Annotated in this window: 25 protein-coding genes; 17 read left to right on the forward strand and 8 right to left on the reverse strand. The window is 72.0% G+C overall.

The genetic code is table 11. The features are described 5' to 3' along the window. On the reverse strand, positions 1-762 hold the full coding sequence (locus ABNF97_RS01345) for an FkbM family methyltransferase (protein WP_130462705.1): 762 nt from the start codon (positions 760-762) through the stop codon (positions 1-3). A 209-nt stretch (positions 763-971) separates the two neighbouring features. Between ABNF97_RS01345 and nhaA the strand changes: the two genes are divergently transcribed. Continuing rightward, entirely contained in the window at positions 972-2,285 is a 1,314-nt protein-coding gene (nhaA, locus tag ABNF97_RS01350) for a Na+/H+ antiporter NhaA (RefSeq protein ID WP_130462706.1), read from the forward strand. Between the two features lie 17 nt (positions 2,286-2,302). On the opposite strand, the gene ABNF97_RS01355 is transcribed toward nhaA, so the two are convergent. The 3 genes from ABNF97_RS01355 to ABNF97_RS01365 all read right to left on the reverse strand — a co-directional run bounded on the left by ABNF97_RS01355 (position 2,303) and on the right by ABNF97_RS01365 (position 4,263). Then, positions 2,303-3,319, reverse strand: a complete 1,017-nt coding sequence (locus ABNF97_RS01355; protein WP_349337366.1) for a nucleotidyl transferase AbiEii/AbiGii toxin family protein — start codon at positions 3,317-3,319, stop codon at positions 2,303-2,305. Between the two features lie 106 nt (positions 3,320-3,425). Continuing rightward, a complete protein-coding gene (locus ABNF97_RS01360; protein WP_130462707.1) occupies positions 3,426-3,815 on the reverse strand; it encodes a DUF4180 domain-containing protein in 390 nt (129 codons plus the stop codon). Beyond that, positions 3,808-4,263 (reverse strand): helix-turn-helix domain-containing protein, encoded by a 456-nt coding sequence (locus ABNF97_RS01365; RefSeq protein WP_349337367.1) that lies wholly within the window; start codon positions 4,261-4,263, stop codon positions 3,808-3,810. Before ABNF97_RS01365 ends, ABNF97_RS01360 begins: the two co-directional genes overlap by 8 nt. A 153-nt stretch (positions 4,264-4,416) precedes the next feature. Between ABNF97_RS01365 and ABNF97_RS01370 the strand changes: the two genes are divergently transcribed. From ABNF97_RS01370 to ABNF97_RS01380, 3 genes are all read left to right on the forward strand, one after another. Beyond that, positions 4,417-4,764 carry a metalloregulator ArsR/SmtB family transcription factor gene (locus ABNF97_RS01370; protein WP_130462708.1) on the forward strand — a complete coding sequence of 116 codons (348 nt, stop codon included), beginning with the start codon at positions 4,417-4,419 and terminating at the stop codon, positions 4,762-4,764. Next, positions 4,761-5,255 (forward strand): SRPBCC family protein, encoded by a 495-nt coding sequence (locus ABNF97_RS01375; protein ID WP_349337368.1) that lies wholly within the window; start codon positions 4,761-4,763, stop codon positions 5,253-5,255. Before ABNF97_RS01370 ends, ABNF97_RS01375 begins: the two co-directional genes overlap by 4 nt. A gap of 125 nt (positions 5,256-5,380) precedes the next feature. Beyond that, positions 5,381-5,791 carry a VOC family protein gene (locus ABNF97_RS01380; RefSeq protein ID WP_130462710.1) on the forward strand — a complete coding sequence of 137 codons (411 nt, stop codon included), beginning with the start codon at positions 5,381-5,383 and terminating at the stop codon, positions 5,789-5,791. Between the two features lie 49 nt (positions 5,792-5,840). Here ABNF97_RS01380 and ABNF97_RS01385 read toward each other — a convergent pair whose 3' ends face one another. After that, positions 5,841-7,943 carry a tetratricopeptide repeat protein gene (locus ABNF97_RS01385; RefSeq protein WP_130462711.1) on the reverse strand — a complete coding sequence of 701 codons (2,103 nt, stop codon included), beginning with the start codon at positions 7,941-7,943 and terminating at the stop codon, positions 5,841-5,843. Positions 7,944-8,048: 105 nt separating this feature from the next. Between ABNF97_RS01385 and ABNF97_RS01390 the strand changes: the two genes are divergently transcribed. The 5 genes from ABNF97_RS01390 (at position 8,049) to ABNF97_RS01410 (ending at position 12,053) form a co-directional block, all read left to right on the forward strand. Continuing rightward, positions 8,049-8,621 carry a sigma-70 family RNA polymerase sigma factor gene (locus ABNF97_RS01390; protein ID WP_130462712.1) on the forward strand — a complete coding sequence of 191 codons (573 nt, stop codon included), beginning with the start codon at positions 8,049-8,051 and terminating at the stop codon, positions 8,619-8,621. Continuing rightward, positions 8,618-9,523 (forward strand): zf-HC2 domain-containing protein, encoded by a 906-nt coding sequence (locus ABNF97_RS01395; RefSeq protein WP_130462713.1) that lies wholly within the window; start codon positions 8,618-8,620, stop codon positions 9,521-9,523. The genes ABNF97_RS01390 and ABNF97_RS01395 overlap by 4 nt, the downstream gene beginning before the upstream one ends. A gap of 76 nt (positions 9,524-9,599) precedes the next feature. Continuing rightward, positions 9,600-10,325 carry a hypothetical protein gene (locus ABNF97_RS01400; protein WP_349337369.1) on the forward strand — a complete coding sequence of 242 codons (726 nt, stop codon included), beginning with the start codon at positions 9,600-9,602 and terminating at the stop codon, positions 10,323-10,325. Then, positions 10,322-11,122: an ABC transporter permease gene (locus tag ABNF97_RS01405; RefSeq protein ID WP_130462715.1), complete on the forward strand. Its 801-nt coding sequence runs from the start codon at positions 10,322-10,324 to the stop codon at positions 11,120-11,122. Before ABNF97_RS01400 ends, ABNF97_RS01405 begins: the two co-directional genes overlap by 4 nt. 31 nt (positions 11,123-11,153) lie before the next feature. After that, positions 11,154-12,053, forward strand: a complete 900-nt coding sequence (locus ABNF97_RS01410; protein WP_130462716.1) for an ATP-binding cassette domain-containing protein — start codon at positions 11,154-11,156, stop codon at positions 12,051-12,053. A gap of 444 nt (positions 12,054-12,497) precedes the next feature. Here ABNF97_RS01410 and ABNF97_RS01415 read toward each other — a convergent pair whose 3' ends face one another. Continuing rightward, complete coding sequence (locus tag ABNF97_RS01415; RefSeq protein ID WP_130462717.1) at positions 12,498-13,013, reverse strand: NUDIX domain-containing protein; 516 nt, start codon at positions 13,011-13,013, stop codon at positions 12,498-12,500. Continuing rightward, the gene (locus ABNF97_RS01420; protein ID WP_130462718.1) at positions 13,010-14,116 is read right to left on the reverse strand and encodes an NsdA family TPR-like regulatory protein; all 1,107 of its coding nucleotides are present in this window, start codon (positions 14,114-14,116) and stop codon (positions 13,010-13,012) included. The genes ABNF97_RS01415 and ABNF97_RS01420 overlap by 4 nt, the downstream gene beginning before the upstream one ends. 613 nt (positions 14,117-14,729) lie before the next feature. On the opposite strand from ABNF97_RS01420, the gene ABNF97_RS01425 reads away from it, so the two are divergent. Genes ABNF97_RS01425 through ABNF97_RS01435 form a run of 3 tightly spaced genes read left to right on the forward strand, consistent with a single transcriptional unit; the run spans position 14,730 to position 15,669 of the window. Next, positions 14,730-14,984: a DivIVA domain-containing protein gene (locus ABNF97_RS01425; RefSeq protein WP_165436709.1), complete on the forward strand. Its 255-nt coding sequence runs from the start codon at positions 14,730-14,732 to the stop codon at positions 14,982-14,984. Next, positions 14,981-15,241, forward strand: coding sequence for a hypothetical protein (locus ABNF97_RS01430; RefSeq protein ID WP_130462720.1), 261 nt, complete (start codon positions 14,981-14,983; stop codon positions 15,239-15,241). Before ABNF97_RS01425 ends, ABNF97_RS01430 begins: the two co-directional genes overlap by 4 nt. Next, entirely contained in the window at positions 15,241-15,669 is a 429-nt protein-coding gene (locus ABNF97_RS01435; RefSeq protein WP_349337566.1) for an Imm1 family immunity protein, read from the forward strand. Before ABNF97_RS01430 ends, ABNF97_RS01435 begins: the two co-directional genes overlap by 1 nt. A gap of 19 nt (positions 15,670-15,688) precedes the next feature. Here ABNF97_RS01435 and ABNF97_RS01440 read toward each other — a convergent pair whose 3' ends face one another. After that, positions 15,689-16,699: a hypothetical protein gene (locus ABNF97_RS01440; protein WP_130462722.1), complete on the reverse strand. Its 1,011-nt coding sequence runs from the start codon at positions 16,697-16,699 to the stop codon at positions 15,689-15,691. Positions 16,700-16,925: 226 nt separating this feature from the next. Here ABNF97_RS01440 and ABNF97_RS01445 point away from each other — a divergent pair, with 226 nt between their 5' ends. The 5 genes from ABNF97_RS01445 to ABNF97_RS01465 all read left to right on the forward strand — a co-directional run bounded on the left by ABNF97_RS01445 (position 16,926) and on the right by ABNF97_RS01465 (position 24,477). Then, positions 16,926-17,348 carry a hypothetical protein gene (locus ABNF97_RS01445; RefSeq protein WP_130462723.1) on the forward strand — a complete coding sequence of 141 codons (423 nt, stop codon included), beginning with the start codon at positions 16,926-16,928 and terminating at the stop codon, positions 17,346-17,348. 132 nt (positions 17,349-17,480) lie between these two features. Continuing rightward, positions 17,481-18,338 carry an SPFH domain-containing protein gene (locus ABNF97_RS01450; RefSeq protein ID WP_130462724.1) on the forward strand — a complete coding sequence of 286 codons (858 nt, stop codon included), beginning with the start codon at positions 17,481-17,483 and terminating at the stop codon, positions 18,336-18,338. A 186-nt stretch (positions 18,339-18,524) separates the two neighbouring features. Next, positions 18,525-19,793 carry an outer membrane protein assembly factor BamB family protein gene (locus ABNF97_RS01455; protein WP_165436710.1) on the forward strand — a complete coding sequence of 423 codons (1,269 nt, stop codon included), beginning with the start codon at positions 18,525-18,527 and terminating at the stop codon, positions 19,791-19,793. Positions 19,794-19,997: 204 nt separating this feature from the next. Beyond that, positions 19,998-21,614 (forward strand): FAD-binding oxidoreductase, encoded by a 1,617-nt coding sequence (locus ABNF97_RS01460; RefSeq protein ID WP_349337370.1) that lies wholly within the window; start codon positions 19,998-20,000, stop codon positions 21,612-21,614. Between the two features lie 265 nt (positions 21,615-21,879). Then, positions 21,880-24,477, forward strand: a complete 2,598-nt coding sequence (locus ABNF97_RS01465) for a proprotein convertase P-domain-containing protein (RefSeq protein WP_502930433.1) — start codon at positions 21,880-21,882, stop codon at positions 24,475-24,477. The last annotated feature ends 131 nt before the right edge of the window (positions 24,478-24,608 follow it).

Consider the following 24,608-nt stretch of genomic DNA (forward strand, 5'->3'; position numbering starts at 1 on the left):
TCAGCGCGGTGTGCGCGGCAGACGGGCGTAGACGTCGCCGGACCGGCCGATCGGGCGGAACCGGTCGAGCAGGCCGGTCAGGTCGGCGGCGTCGAGCCACCGTGCGCTGGCGAACCGCATCGTCTCCACGGGCGAGTAGTTGTAGCGGTACCCGTCGGCCGAGGCGCCGAGCCGGTCCACGATGTCGAGTGCGGTGAGTGCGGCGTCGTGGGCCGACGGAAGGTACTCGAACGACAGTGCGGACACCGGTCGGCTCAGCCCGGCGAGGACCTCCGCCTCGAAGCCCTCGACGTCGATCTTGCAGAACGCCGGTACGCCGTGCGCCGCGATGAGGTCGTCGAGGGTCGTCACCTTCACCTCCACCGCACGATCCCAGCGCACCTGTTGGAAGCTACGGTCCGTCGTCACCGAACGGATCCACTCGGCCGACATCGTCGACACCGTCGGGGTGGCGGTGGAAAGCGCCATCGTCGCCCGGCCCGGACGAGCGCCGAGCGCCGCCGGCACGATCGTGACGCCCGGGTCGCCGCGGAACGCCCAGCGCAGGACGCGCTGGCAGTCCGGCTGCGGCTCGACGGCGACGACCCGTACGCCCAGCCGCCGCCAGATGCGTACCCGGCCACCGACGTGCGCTCCGACGTCGAATCCGATGTCTCCCGGCCGCAGGAACTCTCCGTAGAGACGCGCGGCCCGGCGCTGGGTCGCGGGCCGGCAGTGGTAGAGCAACAGGGACCGGGCGATACCTCTGGCCCGGGTGAACATGTTCTCAACGTAACAGCGGTGCTGGCCGCACGCCGGGCAACGGAGGCGGCGCCCGGGTCCAAACGGGGCGCGGGCGCGGTCCCGAGTGCCTGCCGGGACGCGCCGTCGCGGGGCGATCGGGGCGGTGGCCGTGGAGTCGGTAGGGTGGGAGCCGGTGTGCCGGGAAGTCTGGTCGGCGGTTCTTTCGTCGACCCCACCGGAGGCACCTGATGGGCACACCCGGCAGCCGCGTGCCGAGCCTGTTCGACCGGGGCAGTTGGCCCGAGGCCCGCCGGGTCGGCGACATCCTGCGCACCGAGACCGTCGGCGGGGTTCTGCTGCTGGTCGCCGCCGTACTCGCACTGGTCTGGTCGAACTCGCCATGGTCCGCGGCGTACCGGTCGCTCGCCGAGGTCAGGCTCGGTCCGGCCGCCCTGCACCTGGATCTGTCCCTGGCGACCTGGGCGGCCGACGGCCTGCTGGCGATCTTCTTCTTCGTCGCCGGGCTGGAGCTCAAGCGCGAGTTCGTCGCCGGGGACCTGCGGGAACCCCGCCGGGCGATGCTGCCGGTCGCCGCCGCCCTGGGTGGGATGACGGTGCCGGCCCTGATCTACATGGCGTTCAACCTGCGGAGCGGGGGCGGGGCGCTCGCCGGTTGGGCGATCCCGACCGCCACCGACATCGCCTTCGCCCTCGCCGTGCTCGGAGTGATCAACACCCACCTGCCGGTGACGATGCGGACGTTCCTGCTGACCCTCGCCGTCGTCGACGACCTGCTGGCAATCGTGATCATCGCGGTCTTCTACACCAGCGCGCTGCACCTCGGCTGGCTGCTGCTCGCGCTGGTGCCGCTGGCACTGTTCGGGCTGCTCGTCCAGCGACGGGTGCGGTCCTGGTGGCTGCTGCTGCCGCTGGCGGCGGTGGCCTGGGCGCTGGTGCACGCCTCCGGGGTGCACGCCACGGTCGCCGGGGTGGCGCTCGCGTTCACCGTGCCGGTGTCGCGGAGCCGACCCGGGCCCGGCCCGGGGTTGGCCGAACACTTCGAGCACCGATTCCGCCCCCTGTCCGCCGGGTTCGCGGTGCCGGTCTTCGCGTTCTTCGCCGCCGGGGTGTCGGTCGTCGGCGCGGGTGGTCTGGGTGCCGCCCTCGCCGACTCGGTCGCCGTCGGGGTGGTGGTCGGGCTGGTCGTGGGCAAGGCCGTCGGGGTCCTCGGCGCGACCTGGCTGGTGCAGCGGTTCACCCGGGCCCGCCTCGCCGAAGGGCTCGGCTGGTGGGACGTGTTCGGGTTGGCGCTGCTGGCCGGGATCGGTTTTACTGTCTCACTGCTGATCGGCGAACTGGCGTTCGGCCCCGGCAGCGAGCGCGACGACCACACCAAGATCGGCGTACTGTTCGGCTCGATGGTCTCGGCACTGCTGGCCGCGGTCGTGCTGCGGGCCCGTAACCGGCACTACCGGCGGCTGCGTGCGATCGAAGAGCGCGACAGCGACGCCGACGGGGTGCCGGACGTCTACGAGGAAGCGGACCGGGCCGCCCGGGAATGACCGCTGGGCGGGGCGGGCTACGGCAGGTCCGGCGCGAGCGCGGCGGCCAGCCGGTCGAGCCAGGGCACCGGATCGGCGCCGGCCGGCGGGTGCCCGGCCGACAGGGCCGACCAGTCGACCGCCCAGCCCCGGACGGCGGCCGGTCGCAGCAGGTCCGGGTCGGGGACCCGGTGCAGCACCGTACGGAGCAGTCGGGGCGGCAGGCGTACGTCGGGGAGTTCGGCGAGCAGCACCGCGTCGTAGAGGTCCTTGCCGTCCGAGACTCCGGTGGTCGCCTGGTCGGTGCCGAGCCACCGGAGTTTCCAGGCCAGTGAGAGCTCCGGCGTCGCCGCCCACACCACCGTCGGCGGGGCGGTCCCGTCCTGCCGGGGCACGGCGAGCAGTCGGGGCGGCTCGGGCAGCCGATCGTCGTACGCGAAATCGAGCTGGACCGTGCCGGAGAGCGCGCCGCCGGCCCGCCAGGGCACGACGAGCCGGCTCCCGCCGCCGCCCTCCCCGGCGTCGTCCTGGTATCCGGAACCGTACGCGTAGCCCCAGGTGCTGGCCTCGGTGATCGCGTCCGGGTCGACCCGGAGGTCGGCGGCGACCGCCGGATCGCGCTGCAGCAGCTCGACGACGTCCCGGTGCGGGCTCGGCAGCAGCGCGGTCTCCGCGCCCGACACCCAGTGCAGTCCCTCCGGTGGCAGCCGTGCTGGCAGCCCGCCGGTGTCGAAGTCCTCGAACATCCACGGTTCGTCCCGGGGCACCCCGTGCACCGCCTCGGGCCAGAGCCGGACCGGGCCGAGATGGTCGACGTAGGGGTGCGGATGCAGGTCGTCGAGGGGGACCGGTGCGCCCGGCCGGACCACCCAGTCGAGGTCGCCCGGCTCGCGTGCCCGGTCACCGACCCAGGACCGCATGGTCATGCTGCCGCGCAGCACCAGGGCGTCGCCGCAGGGCGCCGCCGCGACCAGCGCGAGTATGTGGTCGAGCACGGCACGCCGGACCGCCCGCACCTCGGGCAGCCCGGGTCCGCCCCCCGTCGGGCTGTGCACGCCGGGCAGGCTACCGGGCCGGTACGACGGCGCCTGTCCCGGGCCGCCTGCGCCTGTCCCGTCCCGCCGGCTGTGTCCCGGGCCGGGCCGGGCGGGTGGCCCCGGGTCAGCCGGGGTGCCGGCCCTGTTCGGTCTGGTCCCGAAGCCGGTGGTCGAGGGCGTCGAGGTCCGGTACGAACCAGACGTGGCCGCCCCTGTTCGACTCCTGCACCAGGGCGCGCAGTGCCGAGCTGGCCGCGAGGTGCGCCGAGATGTCACCGACCACCACCAGCCGCAGCCGGTAGTTGACGAACTTCTGCATCACCTCACCGGCGAAGCGGGTGCCGAGGGAGAAGAAGCTCGGGTCGAACCGGCTCGCCGGCACCGCCACCGCCGTGGCACCGAGGAACGCCGCACCGATCAGGTCCAGCGCGTCCTGCTCGGTGGTGATCGGTGGGCCGGCCGGATCGCAGACCAGTACCGGCGTTCCGGCCCGTTCCTGGATGTCGTCAGGCATCCGGCACCTCCTCGCCGAGCAGCCCGTTGTCGCCGTGCAGTACGGCGTCGAGCAGTTGCAGCAGCTCTGCGGTGGCTGCGGCGTCACCGAGTATCACGATCTTCATGCGGCCTCGTTCCTCGTCGTGGACGGTCTGCACCCGCAGCGGACGTCCGGGGTCGTGGTTGGTGTTCACACCGGCCAGCAGGAGAGTGCCGAGCCGGTCGGCGCCGGACCGGTCGATGCCGTCGACCTGCACGATGCTCGACACCTCCACCGCGGCGGGGGCGCCGGGCCGGCCCGGGGCCGGACTGCCGGTCAGCGCGTCGAGGTCGGCCCGGGCGATCCGGTACTGCTTACCGATCCGTACCGCCCGGAGCCGACCCGAGCGGATGTAGCCGCGCACGGTCCGCACGTGCAGGCCGAGCCGGTCGGCCACCTGCTCGACCGAGTACATTTCGTTACCCATCGGGACCTACTCTACCCACAACGGGGAAGAACAGGGAAGTTTGCTACCAGTCGATCGACCGCGTTCGCTGGCGGGCAGGAACGGGCCTGCTTGACGGCCCCGGCCGGAAAGCGCTATAAACCGGGTGGTTATAGAACCAGGAGGTTACGAAAGGTGAATGCGGAGCTGCTCGACGCGACCTTCGCGGCCCTGGCCGACCCGACCCGGCGGGCCATCCTCGCCCGGCTCGCCACCGGCGAGGCCAGCGTCACCGAGCTGGCGGCGCCGTTCGCGATGAGCCAGCCCGCCGTCTCCAAACACCTCAAGGTGCTGGAACGGGCGGGGCTCGTCACCCGGGGCAGGGACGCGCAACGCCGGCCGTGCCGGTTGGAGGCCAGGCCGCTGAAGGCCGCCCTGGACTGGCTGGAGAACTATCGCGACTACTGGGCGGAGAGCTACCGGCGGCTCGACGGACTGCTCGCCGAACTCCAGGCCGAGGACGGCGAGGGGCGGACCCGGTGACCGGCGGGGACCGGGAGCTGACCGTCACCACCCCGACGGACCGGGAAATCGTGCTGAGCCGGGCCTTCGACGCACCGGCCGGACTCGTCTTCGACGCGCTCACCCGCCCCGACCTGCTCCGCCGTTGGTTCGGCGCCCGAGGCTGGCAGCTCGTCGACTGCCGGATCGACCTGCGGGTCGGCGGCGCCTGGCGGTTCGTCTCCCGGGGCCCGGGCGACGAGGAGATGGCGCACGGCGGGATCTACCAGGTCATCGAGCCGGCCCGACGGCTGGTCTACACCGAGAGGTACGACGACCAGTCGTACCCGGGCGACACCCTGATCAGCCACCGCCTCGCCGAACGGGCCGGCGTGACCACCCTGACCAGCACGATCCGGTACGCCACCCCGGCGGGTCGGGACCGGGTGCTCCGCTATCCGATGCGGCGTGGCGTGACCGAGGGTTACCACCGGCTCGACGACCTGCTCGCGGAGCTGGTCGACGCCCGCTGACCGCCCAGCCGTCGCGGTGCCCCGACATCGTCCCGGCCCGGCCGCAGACCGGGGCCAGCAAACACAGAGACCGAATGCAGACCAACGCAGCGACCGATGCAGACCAGCACAGAGAGGCATTCGCCATGAACTGGACCCTGGAAGTGGTGGTGGTCCCCGTCTCCGACGTGGACCGGGCCAAGACCTTCTACGCCGACCAGCTCGGCTTCCACGTCGACCACGACACCCGGGCCGGCGAGGATGTGCGCATCGTCCAGCTGACCCCGCCGGGCTCGGGCTGCTCGATCGTGATCGGCACCGGAGTCGTACCGGACATGCCGCCGCCCGGGTCGCTGCGCGGCCTGCAACTCGTCGTCGCCGACCTGGCCAGGGCGCGCGCCCAGCTCGTCGAGCGGGGTGTCGAGGTCAGCGAGATCCAGGTGCTCGGCGAGAATCCGCGGCCCGTCCCGGAGCCGCTGGACAACGTCGGCTTCGTCTTCTTCAGCGACCCGGACGGCAACGGCTGGGCGGTGCAGCAGATCTCGTCGCGTGGCTAGCCGCCGAGCCAGCCCCGGGTTCTTCTCCGGTCTCTGATGGCGCAGCGGCTCACACCGGACCCTCCGGACCCGGGCCGCCGCCCCGCCGCAGCCGGGAACGGACCAGGTCGGCGTCCGGGTGGTGAAGGTCGTCGAGGATCTCCACCGCCTCCCGCCAACTGCGGCGGGCCTCCGCCAACCCGCCGTCGGAACAGCACGCGTCACCGAGCCGGATCAGCGTGTCGGCGGTGGCGGGGCGGTTGCCGAGCCGGCGGAACAGATCCAGGGCCCGGCGGTAGCAGGCGATCGCCTCGGCGAGCTGCCCGAGGTGCCGGTGGGCGTACCCGAGACTGTTCCAGGTGTGCGCCTCGGCGGGCCGGTCGCCCTGGTCCTGCTGCTCGGCCAGGGCCAGCCGGCAGGAGGTGATGGCCGCCTCGTACTCGCCGAGTTGGGCCCGGCACCACCCCACCGAACTGAGCGCCCGGGCGGGTCCGATCCGGTGTCCCGCCGTCCGGAACAGCTCCAGCGCCTGCTCGGCGTGCCGCAGCGAGTCCCGGTACCGGGACTGCTGCTCCGCGACCAGGGCCAGGTTGTGGTGCACCTGCGCCTGGCCGACCGGATCGTCCAGCTCCGCGAAGAGCGCGAGGGCCTGCCGCAGGTGGGCGTGCCCGTCGTCGTGCCGGCCGAGCCGCAGGTAGGCGATGCCGAGGTAGCGCAGCGCGTACGCCTCGTCGGGTCGGTCACCGAGCCGGCGTACCTCCGCCAGCGCGCTCTCCAGCACGGCCACCAGGTCGGGCCAGTGGCCGTGCTCGTCGAGGAAGGGCGCGAAGGTCCAGGCGAGGGTCCAGGCGTGCGGGAAGTCCGGCTGCGGTCTCCCAGAGAGCAGGGCGAGCAGTACCGGCTGCTCGGTGCCGAACCAGGCACGTGCCTGTGCGGAGTCGTCGAACGTCTCGACGGTCACCCCCGGCTCGACCGGACCGGTGGTGATCTCGTCCCGGTGCGGGTGGGTCAGCCGGGCGGCGGCGTACGCGGTGTGCAGGTAGTGGTCGAAGAGCCGGCGTACCGCCCGCTGCCGCTCCGGCGCGGGCTCCCGGTCGTTCGCCAGTTCGCCCGCGTAGGCCCGGAGCAGGTCGTGGCAGCCGTACCGGCCCGGGGAACGTTCGACCAGCATGCTCGCCCGGACCAGCTCGGCCAGGGCCGTGTGGGCCTGCGCGATCGGCACCCCGAGCAGGCTGGCCGCGGCGGCGACACCGATCTCCGGCCCGGGATGCAGCCCGAACAGCCGGAACAGGCGGGCCGCTGCCGCCTCCAGCGTCCGGTAGGAGCCGGCGAAGACCGCCCGCACGTCCGTCCCCGCACCGCCGTCGCCGAACCCGTCGAGCCGGCCGTCCGGGCGGCGCAGTTCCCGGGCGAGTGTCCGAAGCGGAAGCCCGGGACGGGCGACGCTCCGGGCGGCCACGAGGGCGAGCGCGAGCGGGAGCCGCGCGCACCGGGCGATGATCTCGTCGACCGAGTCCGGCTCGGCGGACACCCGGTCCGCACCGATCCGGACGGCCAACAGGTGCCGGGCCTCGGTGACCGGCGGCAGGTCGAGGGCGAGCGGCTCGGCACCGACCGCGGCCACCGGGCCGGACAGCCGGTTACGGCTGGTCACGATCACACCGCAGCCGGGGGAGTCGGGCAGCAGGGGCTGGACCTGCGCGGTGTCCGCGGCGTTGTCCAGCAGCACGAGCATCCGCCGGCCGGCGACCAGGCCCCGGTACAGCGCCACCTGCTCGGCCAGCTCCGCCGGCATCCGCTGCGGTGGCACCCCGAGCGCGCCGAGGAAGCCACGGATCGCCTGCTCCGGGCGTGGCGGCGTCGAGTCGGCCGGCTCGACGCCGCGCAGGTCGACGTAGAGCTGGCCGTCGGGGAAGCTGGCGGCACGACGGTGCGCCCACCGCACCGCCAGGGCGGTCTTGCCGACCCCCGCGGTTCCGAAGATCAGCGCGACCGACCGTCCCGGCGGAGGGTCACCGGCCGGCAGCAGGATGGCGTCGAGCCGGTCGAGTTCGGCATTCCGGCCGACGAAGACCGGCAGGTTCGGCGGCAGCTGCGCCGGCACCACCGACTGGGCCGGGGTGTCCGCACGGTGGCCGGCCCGGGTCGGACCGACGATCCGAAAATCCATCATCGTGATCAGATGATCCTCCCAGAGGCGACAGACCCGGCTGTGACGAGCCGCACATTCGCCGCCGATCCGTGAACCCGGGCGGGTCGGCCGGCTACCCAGGACGGGATGGATGACGTCGACCGCGGGCTGCTGCACCGGGTGGCCGCCGGTGACCAGCGGGCCTTCGAGGAGCTGTACGACCGGCACGGCCGGCCGCTGCTGGCGTACGCCGAAGGGCTGCTCGGAGACCGTGGTCGGGCCGAGGAGGCGCTCCAGGACACCCTCCTGGCCACCTGGCGGGGCGCCGGTTCGTTCGAGGGGCGGTCCACGGTGCGTACCTGGCTGTTCGGCATCTGCCGCCGGCAGGCCCTGGGCCGGATGACCGGACACCGCCCGGTCCCGCTGCCGATGGAGGCCGCCGCCGAGGTGCCGACCGGGGAGCCCGGCCCCGAGGCGGTCGCGCTGGCCCGGGCCGACGCCCGGGCGGTGGCCGCCGCGCTGGCCGAGCTGGCACCGGCGTACCGGGAGGTGCTGGACCTGGCGTTCGGGGCCGGACTCGCGCACGCCGAGATCGCCGAGGTGCTCGGCATTCCGCTCGGCACCGTGAAGAGTCGACTGTTCCACGCCCGGGCCGGGCTCGCCCGGGCGCTGCCCGACGCCGCCGCGGTCGGGATCTCCGGACGGGAGGCGGGACGATGACCCACCCGAGCGAGCTGCTGGCGGACTTCGCCGCCGGCACCCTGCCGGACGACCGGGCCGGCCGGGTGGCCCGGCACGTCGCGGAGTGCCCCGGCTGTGCGACCGAACTGACCGCGTGGCGGCGGGTGGCCGACGCCGTCGGTGACCGGGTCGCGGCGGTCGCCGTACCGTCGCCGGGGTTGCTCGCCGGGGTGCTGGCCCGGCTGGCGCCGGCCCGGGCCGCCGCGCCGGGCGTACCCCGGTATGCGGCACCGCTCGGCGGCGCCGCCGCGCGCCGGGCGGTGCGGATCCTGGCCGCCCAGCGACGCCTGGTCGACCGGCGGGTCTGGCTGGTCGCCGCCGTGGTGCTGGCGGTCGGCACCGCCGTCGCCGGCTGGGCGCCGCCGGGAACCTCCGAGCAGGTCCTGGCCGTCGTGGTGCCCCTGGTCGCCGCGCTGGGTGTCGCCGGGGCCTGCGGCGGCGGCGCCGATCCGGCCGGCGAGCTGGTCGCGGCGAGCCCCACCGGGGTACGCGCGGTGCTGCTGGCCCGGCTCACCCTGGTGCTCGGTGCGATCCTCGGCGCCGCCTCGGTCGCCTCGCTCGGCCTGGCCTGGTCCGACGCCGGGGCGCCGCTGGTGCTCTTCGCCGCCTGGCTCGGGCCGATGGCGCTGCTCTCGGCGGTCAGCTTCGCGCTGTCGGTGCTCTGGCGACCGGCGGTCGGGATCGCGGTCGCCATGGTCCTCTGGGTGCTCCGGGTGCTGGCCGGCTCCAGCGCCCTGGACGGCGCGGTGGATCGGCTGGTCGAGCCGCTGTGGCGGACCAGCGGACCGCTGCTGCTGGTCGCGGCGCTGCTGACGACCGGCACCGTCGTACTCCTGCCCTACCTGCCGGCCGGGCTCGGACGCCGCGCCTACGGCCGGTGACCGGCGCCGGAATGTGGCCCGGGTCACCTGGCGTACCGGTGAACCCCGGCGGCCCGGCGCCCCACCCAGTGGTGTGATGGCCCAATATTCCTGGCCCGTTCCCCTGCGTCGGGCCGGCTCCCGCCAGCTGTGGCGGTACGAGGCGCGGCGCGCCGGCTGGGCGGCCGGCGTCGCGCCACCGGCGGCGCTGCTGGGCGCGGTGGCGATGGCCCTGCTCGCCGGCAACGGCGGGGCCGGGCGGCGGCAGATCGGCAACCTGCTGCTCGCCGGCCCGGAAGCCCTGCTGCCACTGGCGGTGGCGATGACCGCGGTGACCATGGTGGCCAGGGACGGCTGCCGGGAGCTGCAACTCGCCCTCCCGACCCGGTACGCCCACACGCTCGGCCGCCGGCTCGGCGTGCTGGCGCTGGCCGCCGCGCTCGCCGCGCTGGTCTACTCGGCCGGACTCGGGCTGTCCGGCTGGTGGACCGGGCCGGACCCGCTCGCCTCGCCGCTGGTCTGGGCGCCGCCGACGATCTGGCTCGCCGCCGTGGCGGTGCTGCTGGCCGTCCTCAGCCGCAGCGTCGTACTGGCCACCAGCGGGATCGCCGGGCTGTGGCTCTGCGAGCAGATCCTCGCCGATGCGCTGGTCGGGCACGACTGGACCCGCCCACTTTTCCTGTTCACCACCTCCCGGGTGGGCACCGGGGAGGGCTGGCTGACGAACCGGCTGGTGCTGACCCTCACCGGGCTGCTGCTCGCCGGAGCGGTCGCGCTGCTGCTGCGCCGGCCCCATCTGCTGTTGTCCGAGGAGGAGGAGTGAGCGGCATGTCGGAACTGCTCGCGGTCGGCCGGTACGAGTTCCGGATGCAGGCCCGCAAGCGGTCGCTGTGGCTGACGATGCTGATCCTGGCGACGGTGATCGCGTTGTTCCAGGGCCCGGCCGGGCCCCGCTACCTGCCGGCGGACGCCACGGCCCCGGAGGTGATGGCCGGCTGGGCGCTGCTGTTCGGCATCGTGCTGCCGCTCGGCTTCGGCATGGTGCTGGCGGACCGGCTGGTCCGGGACCGCCGGCTCGGCACCGCCGCGCTGCTGGAGAGCCTGCCGGTCCGGCCGGGTCTGCTGCTGGCCGGGAAGTACCTCGGCGGGCTCGCCGCCACCGCGCTGCCGGTGCTGCTGCTGATGGTGGTCGCCGGAGGCTACGAGGCGGTGCACCGGGCCGACCCCCTGATGCTCGGCTGGGCGGTACTCGCGTTCGCCGTGGTCATGCTGCCCGGACTGGCCTTCGTCGCCGGCTTCGCCCTGACCTGCCCGCTGGCGATCTCCGCGCCGCTGTTCCGGGTGTTCTTCGTCGGCTACTGGTTCTGGGGCAACATGCTCACCCCGGACCTCATGCCCACGCTGACCGGCACGCTGCTCACCCCGATCGGCGACTATCCGGCCAGCTGGCTCTCGGGCGGGCTGGCGCTCTTCGCCGGCACGCCAGGCTGGCTCTCCTTCCTGCGTCCCGAGCCGGGCGCCGGCAGCGCGCTGCTCAGCATCGCGCTACTCGTCCTGTTCGGCCTGCTGCCGCTGCTGGTCGCGAACACCGTCCTGTCCCGTCGCCGGCACGCCGCCTGACGCGTCCCGCCTGTCGAAAGGTTCACCTCGCATGGACATCCAGACCACCGGCCTGACCCGCCGGTTCGGCAGGGTCACCGCGCTGCACTCGGTCGACCTGGCCATCCCGGGCGGCATGTACGGGCTGCTCGGCGCGAACGGCGCCGGCAAGACCACCCTGATGCGGATCCTGGCCGGGGTGCTGCCGCCCAGCGGCGGGCAGGTACGGGTCGGCGGGCACGACCTGACCACCGGGGCCGGTCGGCTGGCGGTGCAGCGCCGGCTCGGTTACCTGCCGCAGGATCTCGGTTTCTATCCCGACCTGTCACCCCGGGAGTTCCTGGACTACGTCGGGCTGCTCAAGGGGCTCGACGACACCCGGGCCCGGCGCCGGCAGGTGGACGAGCTGCTGGAGCTGGTGGCGTTGACCGAGGTGGCCGGCCGGCGGATGAAGGGCTTCTCCGGCGGGATGCGGCGACGGGTCGGCATCGCGCAGGCGTTGCTGGGCGACCCTGCCCTGATCGTGGTCGACGAGCCGACCGCCGGGCTGGACCCCGAGGAGCGGGTACGGTTCCGGACCCTGCTGGCCGGGCTGGCCGGGGGCCGTACGGTGCTGCTGAGTACGCACATCGTGGAGGACGTGGCGCAGACCTGCCAGCACGCGGCGGTGATGGCGGGCGGCCGGGTGGTCTACACCGGGATGGTCACCGACCTGGTCCGGATCGGCGAGGGCGCCACCTGGGAGGTGGTGTCGGCCGTCGGGGCACCGCCGCCGTCGGGCGTGGTGGTCTCGGCGATCAGCCGGACCGACGGCACCCACTACCGGGTGGTCAGCCCGACCCGGCCGAGCCCGGACGCTGTGCCGGTGGCACCGTCGCTTGAGGACGGGTACGTCACACTGATGCAGCGTTCTGCCGGGCTGTCATCGACAGGGTTGAAGGCCTCCCACTGATGGAATACCGGCTCGCCTTGGTCTAGGTTGTGGCGTACCGGAGGGGGCAGGAGGAGTGTGAAACGGATCGGACGCCATCTCCTGGCCGCCGTGCTGATCATCGCGCTAGCGGCGGTATCTGTACCCGGCATTCGACAATCGTCGAGATGTTGCCATCGATAACCCGCCGGACCAGATGCGGATTGGTGTGGCCGTCCCCGCGCGCGACACGGGGGCGCGAAGGGTTGTCTACGGCGAGGGGGTACCCGACGCGGTTGTCAAGAACGGGGCTGGGCCAGCCCTGTGGGCGCTCGGATGAGGGCTGGCCGCTTGGCTGCTGGTAGGAAAGCTTTGCCGTCGGTCTCGGCGGTCGAGGCTCGATACGATGATGCCGGGCGGTGACCTGCCCCTTCTTGATACCGCAACGACGAGCTTGGGACATCCATCATCGCATTGGCCGGTCGATCATAGCGTATGCAGATAGCGTGCCGTTCCGTCGGCGACGGCAGCGAGCGCCTGCTCAAGGCGTCTCCAAACGTATGGTCTGAGTATCGTCGCCGCATGTGTCAAAGAGTAGAACCGAAATGCTCTGATCTCCGGATCTGCTGCACGGAGTGGACGGATCTGTCGGGCATCGAGTATGCCGCCGTCGAAGACGAACATGAGGCTGTCATCCCAGGGGCCGTGCGGTGCAACCCAGTCGACCACCAGCATCGGCCCGAGCGAGAGTTCGAGACCCAACTCTTCACGCAGTTCACGCTCAGCGGCCTGGCGCGGCGGTTCGTTGTGTTCGACCATGCCCCCGGGAAGGTCCCAGTCTGGCTTGTAGCTTGGATCCACCAGCAGGACCTCGCCCCGGTCGTTCCGGATGAGGGCATCGGCGCCGACACGCTTGCGGGCCTGCCGGGCGTTGCCTTCGGCGAGGTACTCGTGCCAAGCCGCGCGGTCGCGTTCGTAGAGCGGCGGTTCGTTGCTGGTCATAGTGGTGGATGGGCTGCTGGGGGCTCATGCAGGGCACCGGTTGCCGAGATCCACTCCCGGTCAACCACAGCCTGGTCTACCCGCTCGATCACCTCGGGGACTTCGCCGTATTGCTCCGAGTAGGACCTCAGCAGCAACGCGACATGCTTGAGTTGGTCGACGAGTACGGCGGAGCCGAGACTTGTGGTGTATGCCAGCACCTCGCGGATCAGAGCGCACGCCTCCTCCGGACGGCTCTGGCCGAGAAGCGCGGTAGCCAGCGTGAGTTGGGCGAAGGCTCGACTACGTACCCGACCGGCTTCGCGGCCCGCGAGGGCCTGGTCCACGTGCCTGGCCACCTCGGCAAGGTCGCCTATCCGGAGGAAGCACCAGGCTGCCTCGGCGGCGAGTGACGCCTCGTCGAATGGGCTGAGCCACTGCGAGGAGAAGGCACGTTCGCGCTGGAAAGCCGACTGAGCAGCCGTGATCGCCGCAACCGCCTCGACCGGGCGTCCGCTTGCAGCCAATCCGCAGCCGCGTACCGCATGCAGCCGAGCCTCAAGCGGCCCATGGGGAGGTCCGCTCCAAAGACGTCCTAACCCTGCCTCGGCATGCGCCACCGCATCGCTCGCATTGCCGTGCCGTCGGGCGAAGTGGCTGAGGCTCGCGCAGACTTGGGCAGCCAGTTGGGTATCGCCGCTGACGGCAGCGGCGGCACCGGCCTGGGACAGATGTCGATAAGCCATCCTCCTGGCGCCGCTTTCCATTGCCATCCAGCCGGCCATCTCAGCGAGGCAGGCCACCGGTGCTGCTGCGGAGGGCGTCTCTGGGCTGACACCGGTGGACGGCGGCATGCGCGGATACCGGGCGAGATGGGTTGCGACGGTGGCGTACAGATGGGCGCCGCCGAGCTGTCGATCAGCTTGACGGAGCGCGTACATGAAGGGGAGCGCGATACGGTCAGGTCGGGGCTGCTCTGCCAGCGGCTGCCCAACACTGGGCAGCGCGAACCACAGCATCTCGGCGGGCATGCCGAGGAGGAGCGCCCAGTCGACCAGTCGATCGAGGTCGCGCAACCCTGGCCCGTTCTCCAAGCGGCTGAGCTGGGCTTGCGTCTGGCTCATCCATCCGGCCACGAGATCCTGAGACAGCGGCCGTGGTCCATGGTGGGGATGATGTCGGTACGCCCTGATCACGTGGCCGATATGACGCTCAGCAAAGGCGTCCCGCAATTCTCTGGTCTGCCAGAACTCCGGCGGCAACGATGGCGGCGCGAAGAGGGAGCTGCGGGCATGGCCGCTGCATCGCCCACAGGCTCTCGTGCGGTTGTCTCTCGCCAACCGGGCACCACACCTGGCGCAGGCTGGCGGGGATGTGCGGGACATGTCAGAACTCCCACGAGGTGCCGGTTGAGCATCGGGCAGATGCCGACGAGGTTATCGAACCAATGCGCTTTGCGTATATATCCCGCCAACGTTGCGTCATTCCGAGGAGACGTATTCCCGTACACGATCCACCCACGGCCCGGGGCGGGTGCTGTGGCCAACGGTTTCCGCCATGCCGGCGTGGCGGACTGCCGACCCCGCCCGCCTCGGTGCCGATCCAGTCGACAGGTGCGGACGACGTCGGGAGGGCACGGGTGTGGTGGTGTGCGGGAGCCGCCCGGAGGGCGGGGTGGGGTGGTGGTGCGGTTGCGGCGCCGGTGGGCGTACCCGATCGGGCTGGCGGTGGTCGGCGGTGAGCGCGGTGTATCCGAGGCTGACCTCGACGGAGATCCGGTCGGTCCGGTTCGGGAGGGGGCCGTGGCGACGCGGGTTGGACCCGGACGAGGTGTACCGGTTCCTGGCCCGGTTGGCCGACGAGGTGGACCTGTTGCGGCGCGACGTCCGGGTCGCTCGCGCGGACGCTGACCGGGTCAAGGCGGCGCTGCGGAGTTGGCAGACCCGGAACGCCCGGCTGGCCGACGGCCGGTGGTGGGGTGATCAGCGGTGACGGATCGACCGGTTGGGCGGCCGTCTGCGGCGGCCGAGGTCTCCGACGAGATGGCGGCGCACTTCCGGGAGACGATGTTGATCCACGCCGACGACCCCGACCTCGGGATCTGCGTGCGGTGTGGACGGAGCCGGTGCGACGAGTGGCGGTGGGCCTACGAGCGGCTGGTTCTGGCCGGTCGGCTCGCCGACCTGCCGAGATCCGCCAGGCCGGGCGATGGTGGTGCGTCCTCGGGTGATGCGGGAGCCGCCGGGTGATGATGGCGGTGGTGTGGGGGCAGGGCAGGTGGGAGGCGGTGGGCAGCGTCGCCGAGTTGGACGCCCTGCTGGGTGGCCTGGCGGCGTTGATGCCCGAGCCGCAGGTGGTCGGGATGTATACGCCGAGGTTCCTGGAGCCGGGCTTCCGGCCGGGTACGCCGTCGACCCTGCCGTCGTTGCAGCTCGGACTCGGGCATCCGGTGCGGGGATTCCTCTACTGGACCGGGCCGACCGGCAGTCTGGGCTACGAGCCGGAGTTGCCCCCGTGGCCGGTCGGGGTCGAACGGATCGAGTTCGACTACGGCGGCGAACCGATCGCCTGCGGTCCGAAGCTGGCCTGCGTGACACCGGGCGCCGTCCGCGACGCGGCTTTGGAGTACGCGGTCACCGGCGTTCGCCCGACCCGGGTCCGCTGGCGTGACAGTTAGGGACCAGAGGTTGCCGCGCCTATCCGTGAACTCTCTTACCTCCGCCTCGCGCCGCCGTCCGGTTGCGTCGCCGAACGGCGTCCGCGACGATCAGCAGACCGGGGACGGCCCCGAGTAGCCAGATCGTGGCCGACGGCCAGTGGATCAACCCGCCGACCGCCCCGCGGATCGGCGGCAGCTCCCCGACCGTGTAGGACGCCTGCGGGTCCGAGGCACTGCAGGACAGCGCGTAGGTGCCGGGTTCGGGAACGTCGAACGAGGCGACCCAGGCGTACGACGCGGCGTCCCCGCCGTAGTTCCCGGGTGGAATCGCGACTAGCTCCGCCGACCGACCGGTCAGCCCGGCCCCGGTGACCCGGCAATCGGGATCCTCCGGTGCGAAGCCCACCGCGAAGATCGCGTACCGACCCGACGCCGGCAACGACAGCGTCCCCGGCTCGCCGGCGGAGTCGGCGTACGGTCCCACTCCGCCGTAGGCTGTCGGGTCGAACGACGCGGTGCTGCCCTCGGCGCCCAACCGGATGGTCACCGGTGCGAGGAGAACACCCAGTATCGCGACGGCTGCGCCGATCAGGTAGCCGTGCCGGTCGGAGAGCCGGCCGCGACGCGTGCGGCCCAGCCCGATCGGGTAACCGATCGCCGCGCCGCCGGCCGCCAACGCGATGCCCAGGACCGCCACACCCCACCAGTCGACGGTGCCGGCCAACGGGATGACCCACCGGTAGACGGCCATCGACACGGCCAGAAACGCCGCGCTGAGCAGCGTGGCCACGGCGACGGCCACCAGGAGCCCGGAGCCGCTGCGCTGCCGGCCGGTGCGCCGGGTCCAGCGCGCCGCCACCGTGCCGGCGAGTGCCGGAAGGGCTGCCAGGCTCCACCACAGCGCCGTCGACACCCGCTGGTCCTCTTCCCACCGGTGGGTAGCGTCGAAGAACAGCAGCGGGGCGGGTACGGTCACCGCGATCCACACCGCGAGCCCGATCGGACCGGGAGATGCTCGCTCCAACGCTCGCCAGACCGACGTGCCCATGCACCGATCATGGACGTCGAAACCGCCGCCCGCCACCTCCCGTCGTCGACATCGATGGTCGGAGCTCATTGCTGGCGATGGAGCCGTCTGGGACGATACCGAGGCGTCGAGGCATCGTCATACCACGTCCCGGCCCGATTGGAGCGCGATGGCGAGTGGCAGTTCCTTGCTGGCTGCGGCGTTGACGCTTACGACCCTGGCGGGTTGCGCCGGCACCGAAGCGAGGGTGTGCCCTCTGATCGCCGTCCGACAGGGGATCGGCATCACCGTCGACGAGGCGGTCGCGGAGCGGGTGACCGCCGGGGAGCTGGCAGTGTGCTGGAGCGGCTCCTGCCGAACACACACCGTCGTCCTGGAGCCGAGCACCCGGGTCGTCGACGAGGACTGCACCGGGAGCGGCTCTGACGATGTCTGTGCCGCACATGCCGAGCCCACCGGCGAGAAATCCGGCTTCGTCGACCTCCCCGACATGCCGTCCGACCCGGTCGAGGTGACCGTGCGGCTGACCGATCCGGCGGGCAGCCGGATCGTCAACCAGCGGCTGACGCTCGATCCGACGCTGGTCGACGGTCCCGGCGAGTGCGGCGGGGCCGGGGAGCAGGGCCGGATCGCGGTCGACGCCGAGGGAACGGCACGCGCGGTCCGCTAGAAGCGTTCCGGTGCCGCCGGACGAACTTCAGCGCCGTCGGACGAACCAGTGGTTGCCCCTGCTCGTTATGCTGCCGGCAAATAGCAAGATCACCTTGGGTTCCGGTCGGGGACCAGCAGAGGAGTTGCGGTAATGCCAGGGCTGTTTGTCTGCGCTCTCGTCGTCTTCGCGGGCGCGGTCCTCGCCGCCATGTACAGCATGTTCGCGCCGAGCGGCACACGGGGCCGCGTCCTGGGCGGCGCCGCCGGTGCGGCACTACTCGGAGTCGCGCTCACGGTCGGCTCGGCGGCGAACTCGGTACCGGTGCGGAACGTGGGCATCGTCACCTCGTTCAACAAGCCCACCGGTGAGGTCACCGGCAGTGGGCTGAACTGGGTCGCCCCGTGGGAGAAGGTCGGTGAGTGGGACGCGAGCCGGCAGAAGTACGACCACATCGGCGCCGACGACGCCGTTCCGGTCCGGACCGGGACCCTGGCGAACGCCGGGGTCGAGCTGCTCATCGAGTGGCAGGTGCGGTCGGAGAACGCCCCTCGGCAGTTCATGGACTACAAGGGGGACTTCGAGGCGTTCCGGGGCCAGCGCGTCGGTGTCCAGCTCGACGGCGCGGTCAACGACGCCTTCGCCACCTACAACCCGTTGGCGAACATCGACGCGAAGACCGGAAACCTCAACGTCGACCTGCGGCCCTTCGCGGAGAAGGTGCAGGCTTCGGCCCAGGATCGCCTCGGTGAGGACATCGAGATCCTGTCCGTGACCATCATCCGGGTCAACCACGACGAGAAGACCGAAGCCAACATCAAGGTGTTCCAGGACAAGCTGGCCCAGGGACGGAACCTCGACCAGGACCTGATCAACGCGGAGAAGCAGAAGGCCATCACCGAGAAGAACGCGGAGGTGGACAAGATCAGCCGTTGCCTGGAAATCGCGGAAAAGAACGGGAGCAACCCCGGGCTGTGCATCAACCCGGGAATCGTGACCGGCGCGAAGTAGCCTGCGGCGCGAGTAGCCCGCGGCGCGAAGTAGCCCGCGGCGCGAGTGGGCCAGGGCGATCCCGACCTGACGGCGCGACTCGCGGCGGCCGGCAACAGTGTCAGCCGCCGTCGGGCCGCAGCGCCCCACCGGAGGATGGCCGGGAGGATTTGCCGGTCAGGGGGTTGCCGCCGTACTTTCCTGCCCATGGATCGGTTTCGTCTGCTACCCCTTGTTCTCTCCCTCGCACTCGTCACGGGGTGCGGCCTTCTGCCAACCAAGAACGGTGGTGAGCCGGAGGTCGAAGGGCCGCACCGGGTCCCGGCGAAGGAGGCCTTCTCCGACGGTGGCGACAAGGGGACTCCGGAGACGGTCTCCCACCACTGGGTCGGGCTCAGCAAGGTCTGGGAGGTGCCACAGCTCGACGAGGTTCCGCACCGGTACGGCCTGGTCTCCGACGGCACCCGGTTCGTCGGGCTACGTAAGGAGATCGACGGCTCGGGCGAGGCGGAGTTGACCGGCTACGACGGTGCGAGCGGCAAGAAGCTTTGGCGGCAACAGCTACCGTGGGCCGCGGTCGCGACACCCGTGGCGTCCGGGGAAACGGTGGTCGTGCCGCTCGGGGAGGAGCACGAGACACTCAAGACCCCGGTGGAGTTCGTCGCCCTGGACACCACGACCGGGCAGGAGCGGTGGCGCGCCAAGGTGAGCCACCGGGCGTTCATGGGCAATCATGTCAGCAGCCGGCCCGCCCCGGAGCCGGGAGCGATCCTGGACGGGGTCTTCTACTACGCCGACGGGGCGAAGCTGATCGGCCGCGACCTTGTCACCGGGAAGGTTCGCTACCAGCGGACCAGCAAGTCGCACTACGCTCTGGTGGGCCCTCGCGCGGCGCGCGACCACCTCGTGGTCCTCGTCCGGCCCGACCCGTTGAAGGATACCGAGGGCATCAATACCAGAGTGCGGAGCGTCGCCGTGCTGAGCAAGGCGCTCAAGCCGGTGCACCAGTTCGACTTCCCGGAGGGCGAGGCACCCGACGAGATGGTCACCAGCGGCGACATCGTGGTCGTCACCAGCCACGGTGAACCGGGCCGGATGTGGGGCCTCGACGCGCGTACCGGCAAGAACCTCTGGGACCAGCCGCTGCCCAGAAAGATCCGCCTCGGCCTGCCGGTCGGAGGGGTGCTGTCGCTGGTCGACGAGGAGTATCGCTTCATCGGCCACGACATGCTCACCGGCGAGCAGCTCTGGACGTTGGCCACCCGCAAGGGCGACAACCAGTCGCTCCGGGGGCGGATGGTGGGCGTCGCCGACGGCACGTTGTTCGGGCTCGGCCACGGCGTGGAGATCGTCGACACGGCTTCCGGGAAGGTGATTTTCGGGCACCAGTTCACGCCGAGGGGCGGCGGCCTGGTCGTGGCGGCCGGGGGCCGCATCGTGATCTACAACCATGACGGGTTCATGGGCTTCGAGTGAGCGGCTCGGCGAGGCGGTACGGCGACGGCCCGGGCTCCGCCAGTTCCACACGGGCTGGACAGTAGGGTCTTCCCCCGTCCTGTTGGGTGGATAGCAAGATTTTTTGGCACGTCGAACGTCCCTAGCGTTGTCGGCGACGTCGTACGGCGGGGCACCGACCGTACGAAGAGACGCCAGCAACAGCAGGACGGGAGCATGCGCCAGATGATTGAACACCGCCGCAGAGATCTACTCCGCGCCACCGCGATCACCGCCGTTGCCGCCGGGACGGCCGCCCATCAGCTTCACCGGCCGGCGCCCGCCGTCGCCGGAAGGGCCGTCGACGGCTGCCCGGCGCCGTTCGGCCCGGTCGCGGTGGGCCCGGACGACCCGCGTTACCCGGATCTGGTCCGCCGGGGCAACCGCCGTTTCGTCGGCACCCCGGACCAGGTCCGGGTGGTCGGCTCGACCGAACAGGTCCGGGCCGCGGTCCAGGCCGGGGTGCGGGCCGGCCAACGGATCGCGGTACGCAGCGGCGGGCACTGCTTCGAGGACTTCGTCGACAATCCGCAGGTCCAGATGATCATTGACCTCTCCGGCATGACCGGTGTCCACTACGACCCGCTCCGGGCGGCGTTCGTGGTCGAGGCGGGCGCCACCCTGGGCGAGGTGTACCGCCGGCTCTACCTCGGCTGGGGCGTGACCCTGCCCGGCGGGTCGTGCCCGGGAGTGGGCGCCGGCGGGCATGTCGCCGGCGGCGGGTACGGTCCGCTGTCCCGGCTGCACGGCCTGGTCGTCGATCACCTCTACGCGGTCGAGGTCGTCACCGTGGACCGGACCGGGACGGCCCGGACGGTGGTCGCCAGCCGCGAGCCGGACGACCCCAACCGGGAGCTGTGGTGGGCGCACACCGGTGGCGGTGGCGGAAACTTCGGCATCGTCACCCGGTACTGGTTCCGCTCGCCCGGAGCGACCGGCGACGACCCGAGCCGGCTGCTGCCCCGACCGCCCGCGTCCGTGCTGACCTTCACGGTGCAGTGGCCGTGGCAGGGCATGGACGAGCGGGGGTTCGCCAGACTGGCCCGCAACTTCGGCGACTGGTGCACCCGGCACCGCGCCGCAGGTGCGCCCTCGGCCCGGCTCTACGCCGAACTGTTGCTGTCCCGGCGGCCGGCCGGCAACCACACGCTGGTCGGTCAGGTGGCCGGCGGCGCCGACGGCACCCGGCTGCTGGACGAGCACATCGCCGCGCTGGGCGCGGGTGTCGGCGTGGCGCCGGTGCGCACCCAGGAGGTCCTGCCGTGGCTCACCTCGGCGCTGCGGGGCAACGGCGACGACGGCAAGCAGTGGCGGCTCAAGACGAAGGCGGGATACCTGCGGCGGGGCCTCACCGACCGGCAGATCGCCGCCGCGTACCACCACCTGACCCGCACCGACTACGCCAACCCGGCCGGGTCGCTGAGCCTCAACACCTACGGCGGGCAGATCAACGCGGTACCGTCGGCGGCGACCGCCACCGTGCAGCGCGACTCGGTGATCAAGCTGTTCTACCTCGTGGGCTGGGCCGACCCGGCCGAGGATGCCCGGCACCTGGGGTGGATCCGCGAGTTCTACCGTGACATGTACGCGGACACCGGCGGAGTGCCGGTGTCCGGCGACGTCAACGACGGCTCCTACATCAACTATCCGGACGTCGATCTCGCCGACCCGGCCTGGAACACCTCCGGCGTGCCGTGGTACTCGCTGTACTACGGGGCCAACTATCCGCGGCTGCGCCGGGTGAAGGCACGCTGGGATCCCCGCAACGTGTTCCGGCACGGTCTCTCCGTCCAACCCGGCTGACTCCGGCTGGCCCTCGCACGTGCCGCACAGTGCCGCGCGGCGCCGTGCGGCCCCGGGCGTACACGGGACAGCACATCCGGCGTATACAGCGGATTTTCCGGCCGATCACCCGCCGTCGGCGGACCGATGTGTCGCTTAGCATCGCCGGTAGTCGATCTCGGGTCCGAAGTGGGCAGCCGCCCGCATCGGACCCGTCTCGGCGCGAGGGAGGAGACAGGCAGTGACACACCTGATACGGCCGGCGGGCCGGTGGAGGACGCGCGGGATGCTGGCCGGGACGGTCGCGGCGCTCGCCGTGGGGATGGCGGCGGCGATGGCGCCGCCGGCGTCCGCGAAGCCGGTCCCGGCAGACGAGGGCGTGATCCGGCACGCCGGTGGGGCGACGGCGGTGCCGGACAGCTACATCGTCGCGTTCCGGGACACCGCCGTCGCCGCGCGCGCGGTGGGCGACCGGGCCGGCACGCTGGCCGGCCGGGTTGGCGGCAAGGTCGCCCGCACCTACCGGCACGCGGTGCGCGGATTCGAGTTCACCGGCTCCGCCGAGATGGCCCGGCGGGTCGCGGCCGACCCGTCGGTGGCGTACGTGGAGCAGAACCACCGGGTGCGCAAGACCGACACCCAGTCGCCGACACCCTCCTGGGGGCTGGACCGGATCGACCAGCGACCGCTGGCCCTGGACAACAGCTACACCTATCCGACGACCGCCTCCGGCGTCCGGGTGTACATCGTGGACAGTGGCATCCGGTTTTCGCACAGTACCTTCGGCGGGCGGGCGGTCTCCGGCTACGACGCCATCGACGGCGGGACGGCCGACGACTGTGACGGCCACGGCACCCACGTGGCCGGCACCGCCGGTGGCCGCGAGTACGGGGTGGCCAAGGGCGTGACCCTGGTCGCGGTGCGGGTGCTGGACTGTGCGGGCAGCGGCACGTACGGGCAGGTCATCGCCGGCATCGACTGGGTGACCGGTGACCACGACCCGGGCGAGCCCGCCGTGGCGAACATGAGCCTGGGCGGGCCGACGTCGAGCACCATCGACACGGCGGTGGAGAACGCGATCGCCGACGGGGTGAGTTTCGCGGTGGCGGCGGGCAACGAGGAGGGCGACGCCTGCGACAGCTCCCCGGCCAGCGCCCCGAACGCGATCACGGTGGCGGCGACCGGCGGTGACGAGGAGGGCATCGGGCGCAACGACGAGCGGGCGTCGTTCACCAACTGGGGCAGCTGCGTCGACATCTTTGCGCCGGGGGTGGCGATCACCTCCTCGACGATCGACAGCAACACCTCCAGTGACACGTGGAACGGCACCTCGATGGCGTCGCCGCACGTGGCCGGCGCCGCCGCGCTGGTGCTGGCCCAGAACCCGACCTTCACCCCGCGACAGGTGCGGGACCACCTGGTCGGCAACGGCACCACCGGTGCGGTGATCAACCCGGGGCCGGGCTCGCCGAACGTCCTGCTGCACGTCGAGAACGCCGCGCCGGCGGAGCACGACTTCAGCGTCTCGGTCTCGCCGGCCGCCGGTTCGACGCCGCCGGGCGGCTCGCTCACCGCGACGGTGAACACGACGGTGACGGCCGGTGACCCCCAGCCGGTGACGTTGACCGCGAGCGGGCTACCGGCGGGTGCGACGGCCTCGTTCGCGCCGGCCTCGATCACCTCGGGCGGGTCGTCGACGCTGACGATCAACGTGGCCGGGTCGACTCCACCGGGCAGCTACTCGGTGACGGTCACCGGCACCGGCACCGAGGCCACCCGGGCGGCGACGTACGCGCTGACCGTGCAGGGGCCGCCGGGCTGTTCGGGATCCAACGACACCGCCACGCCGATCCCGGACGCGTCCAGTGTGGAGAGCACGATCACGATCTCCGGGTGTTCCGCCGTACCGTCGACGACCAGCGCCGTCGAGGTGCACATCGTGCACACCTACCGGGGTGACCTGGTGGTGAGCCTGATCGCGCCGGACGGCAGCGCGTACGTGCTGCACGACCGGACCGGCGGTGACGCGGCGAACCTCGACCAGACGTTCGCTGTCGACCTATCCGGTGAGGCGGCGAACGGGACCTGGCGGCTGCGGGTGCAGGACGCCGCCGCGCTCGACGTCGGCTACCTCAGCTCGTGGCGCCTCGACCTGGGCGGCGGTGGTGGCGGCAGCCCCGGAACCTGCTCCGGCAGCAACCCCACCGACCTGACCATCCCGGACGCGTCGACCGCGGAGAGCACGATCACGGTCTCCGGCTGCGCCGGCAACGCCTCCGCCTCCAGCACCGTCGAGGTACGCATCGTGCACACCTACCGGGGTGACCTGGTGGTGAGCCTGGTCGCGCCGGACGGCAGCGCGTACGTGCTGCACAACCGGACCGGCGGTGACGCCGACAATCTGAACCAGGTCTACCGGGTGGACCTCTCCGGCGAGACGGCGAACGGCACGTGGCGGCTGCGGGTGCAGGACGTCGCCTATCTCGACACCGGTTACCTCGACTCGTGGTCGCTGGACCTGGCCGGCGGTAACTCGCCGACGGTCTGTTACGGCAGCAACAACACGGACGTGCCCATCACCAGCCTCTCCACCGTGCAGAGCACGATCACCCTGTCGGGGTGCTCTGGCAACGCGTCGGCGACCAGCGAGGTCGAGGTGCACATCGTGCACACCTGGATCGGTGACCTGGTGGTGAGCCTGGTCGCGCCGGACGGCAGCGCGTACGTGCTGCACAACCGGACCGGCGAGGCCGCCCAGAACATCGACCGCACCTATCAGGTGAACCTGTCCGGGGAGGGCCGCAACGGCGCCTGGCGGCTGCGGGTGCAGGACGCGGAGCTCGGGGACAGCGGCTACATCGACGGGTGGTCGCTGACGCTCTGACCCGATCCACCTGACCGACCTGACCGACCCGACCCGTGACCCCGGTGCGCCCCGTGCGCGCCGGGGTCACCGCCGTCCGCTCTCCCACTCCAGCCCGTAGGCGGACGGCCCCGGCTCCCGCGACCGCCCCG

This window comes from Plantactinospora sp. B6F1, assembly GCF_040120695.1.
GTDB lineage: Bacteria > Actinomycetota > Actinomycetes > Mycobacteriales > Micromonosporaceae > Plantactinospora.

Coding starts and splice junctions, on each gene's coding strand:
- ABNF97_RS01460 (WP_349337370.1), top strand. CDS start 19,998: ATGATTGAACACCGCCGCAGAGATCTACTCCGCGCCACCGCGATCACC.
- ABNF97_RS01395 (WP_130462713.1), top strand. CDS start 8,618: ATGACCCACCCGAGCGAGCTGCTGGCGGACTTCGCCGCCGGCACCCTG.
- ABNF97_RS01465 (WP_502930433.1), top strand. CDS start 21,880: ATGCTGGCCGGGACGGTCGCGGCGCTCGCCGTGGGGATGGCGGCGGCG.
- ABNF97_RS01380 (WP_130462710.1), top strand. CDS start 5,381: ATGAACTGGACCCTGGAAGTGGTGGTGGTCCCCGTCTCCGACGTGGAC.
- ABNF97_RS01400 (WP_349337369.1), top strand. CDS start 9,600: ATGGCCCAATATTCCTGGCCCGTTCCCCTGCGTCGGGCCGGCTCCCGC.
- ABNF97_RS01360 (WP_130462707.1), bottom strand. CDS start 3,815: ATGCCTGACGACATCCAGGAACGGGCCGGAACGCCGGTACTGGTCTGC.
- ABNF97_RS01390 (WP_130462712.1), top strand. CDS start 8,049: ATGGATGACGTCGACCGCGGGCTGCTGCACCGGGTGGCCGCCGGTGAC.
- ABNF97_RS01410 (WP_130462716.1), top strand. CDS start 11,154: ATGGACATCCAGACCACCGGCCTGACCCGCCGGTTCGGCAGGGTCACC.
- nhaA (WP_130462706.1), top strand. CDS start 972: ATGGGCACACCCGGCAGCCGCGTGCCGAGCCTGTTCGACCGGGGCAGT.
- ABNF97_RS01455 (WP_165436710.1), top strand. CDS start 18,525: ATGGATCGGTTTCGTCTGCTACCCCTTGTTCTCTCCCTCGCACTCGTC.
- ABNF97_RS01440 (WP_130462722.1), bottom strand. CDS start 16,699: ATGGGCACGTCGGTCTGGCGAGCGTTGGAGCGAGCATCTCCCGGTCCG.
- ABNF97_RS01435 (WP_349337566.1), top strand. CDS start 15,241: ATGATGGCGGTGGTGTGGGGGCAGGGCAGGTGGGAGGCGGTGGGCAGC.
- ABNF97_RS01345 (WP_130462705.1), bottom strand. CDS start 762: ATGTTCACCCGGGCCAGAGGTATCGCCCGGTCCCTGTTGCTCTACCAC.
- ABNF97_RS01365 (WP_349337367.1), bottom strand. CDS start 4,263: ATGGGTAACGAAATGTACTCGGTCGAGCAGGTGGCCGACCGGCTCGGC.
- ABNF97_RS01385 (WP_130462711.1), bottom strand. CDS start 7,943: ATGATGGATTTTCGGATCGTCGGTCCGACCCGGGCCGGCCACCGTGCG.
- ABNF97_RS01420 (WP_130462718.1), bottom strand. CDS start 14,116: ATGAGCCAGACGCAAGCCCAGCTCAGCCGCTTGGAGAACGGGCCAGGG.
- ABNF97_RS01415 (WP_130462717.1), bottom strand. CDS start 13,013: ATGACCAGCAACGAACCGCCGCTCTACGAACGCGACCGCGCGGCTTGG.
- ABNF97_RS01450 (WP_130462724.1), top strand. CDS start 17,481: ATGCCAGGGCTGTTTGTCTGCGCTCTCGTCGTCTTCGCGGGCGCGGTC.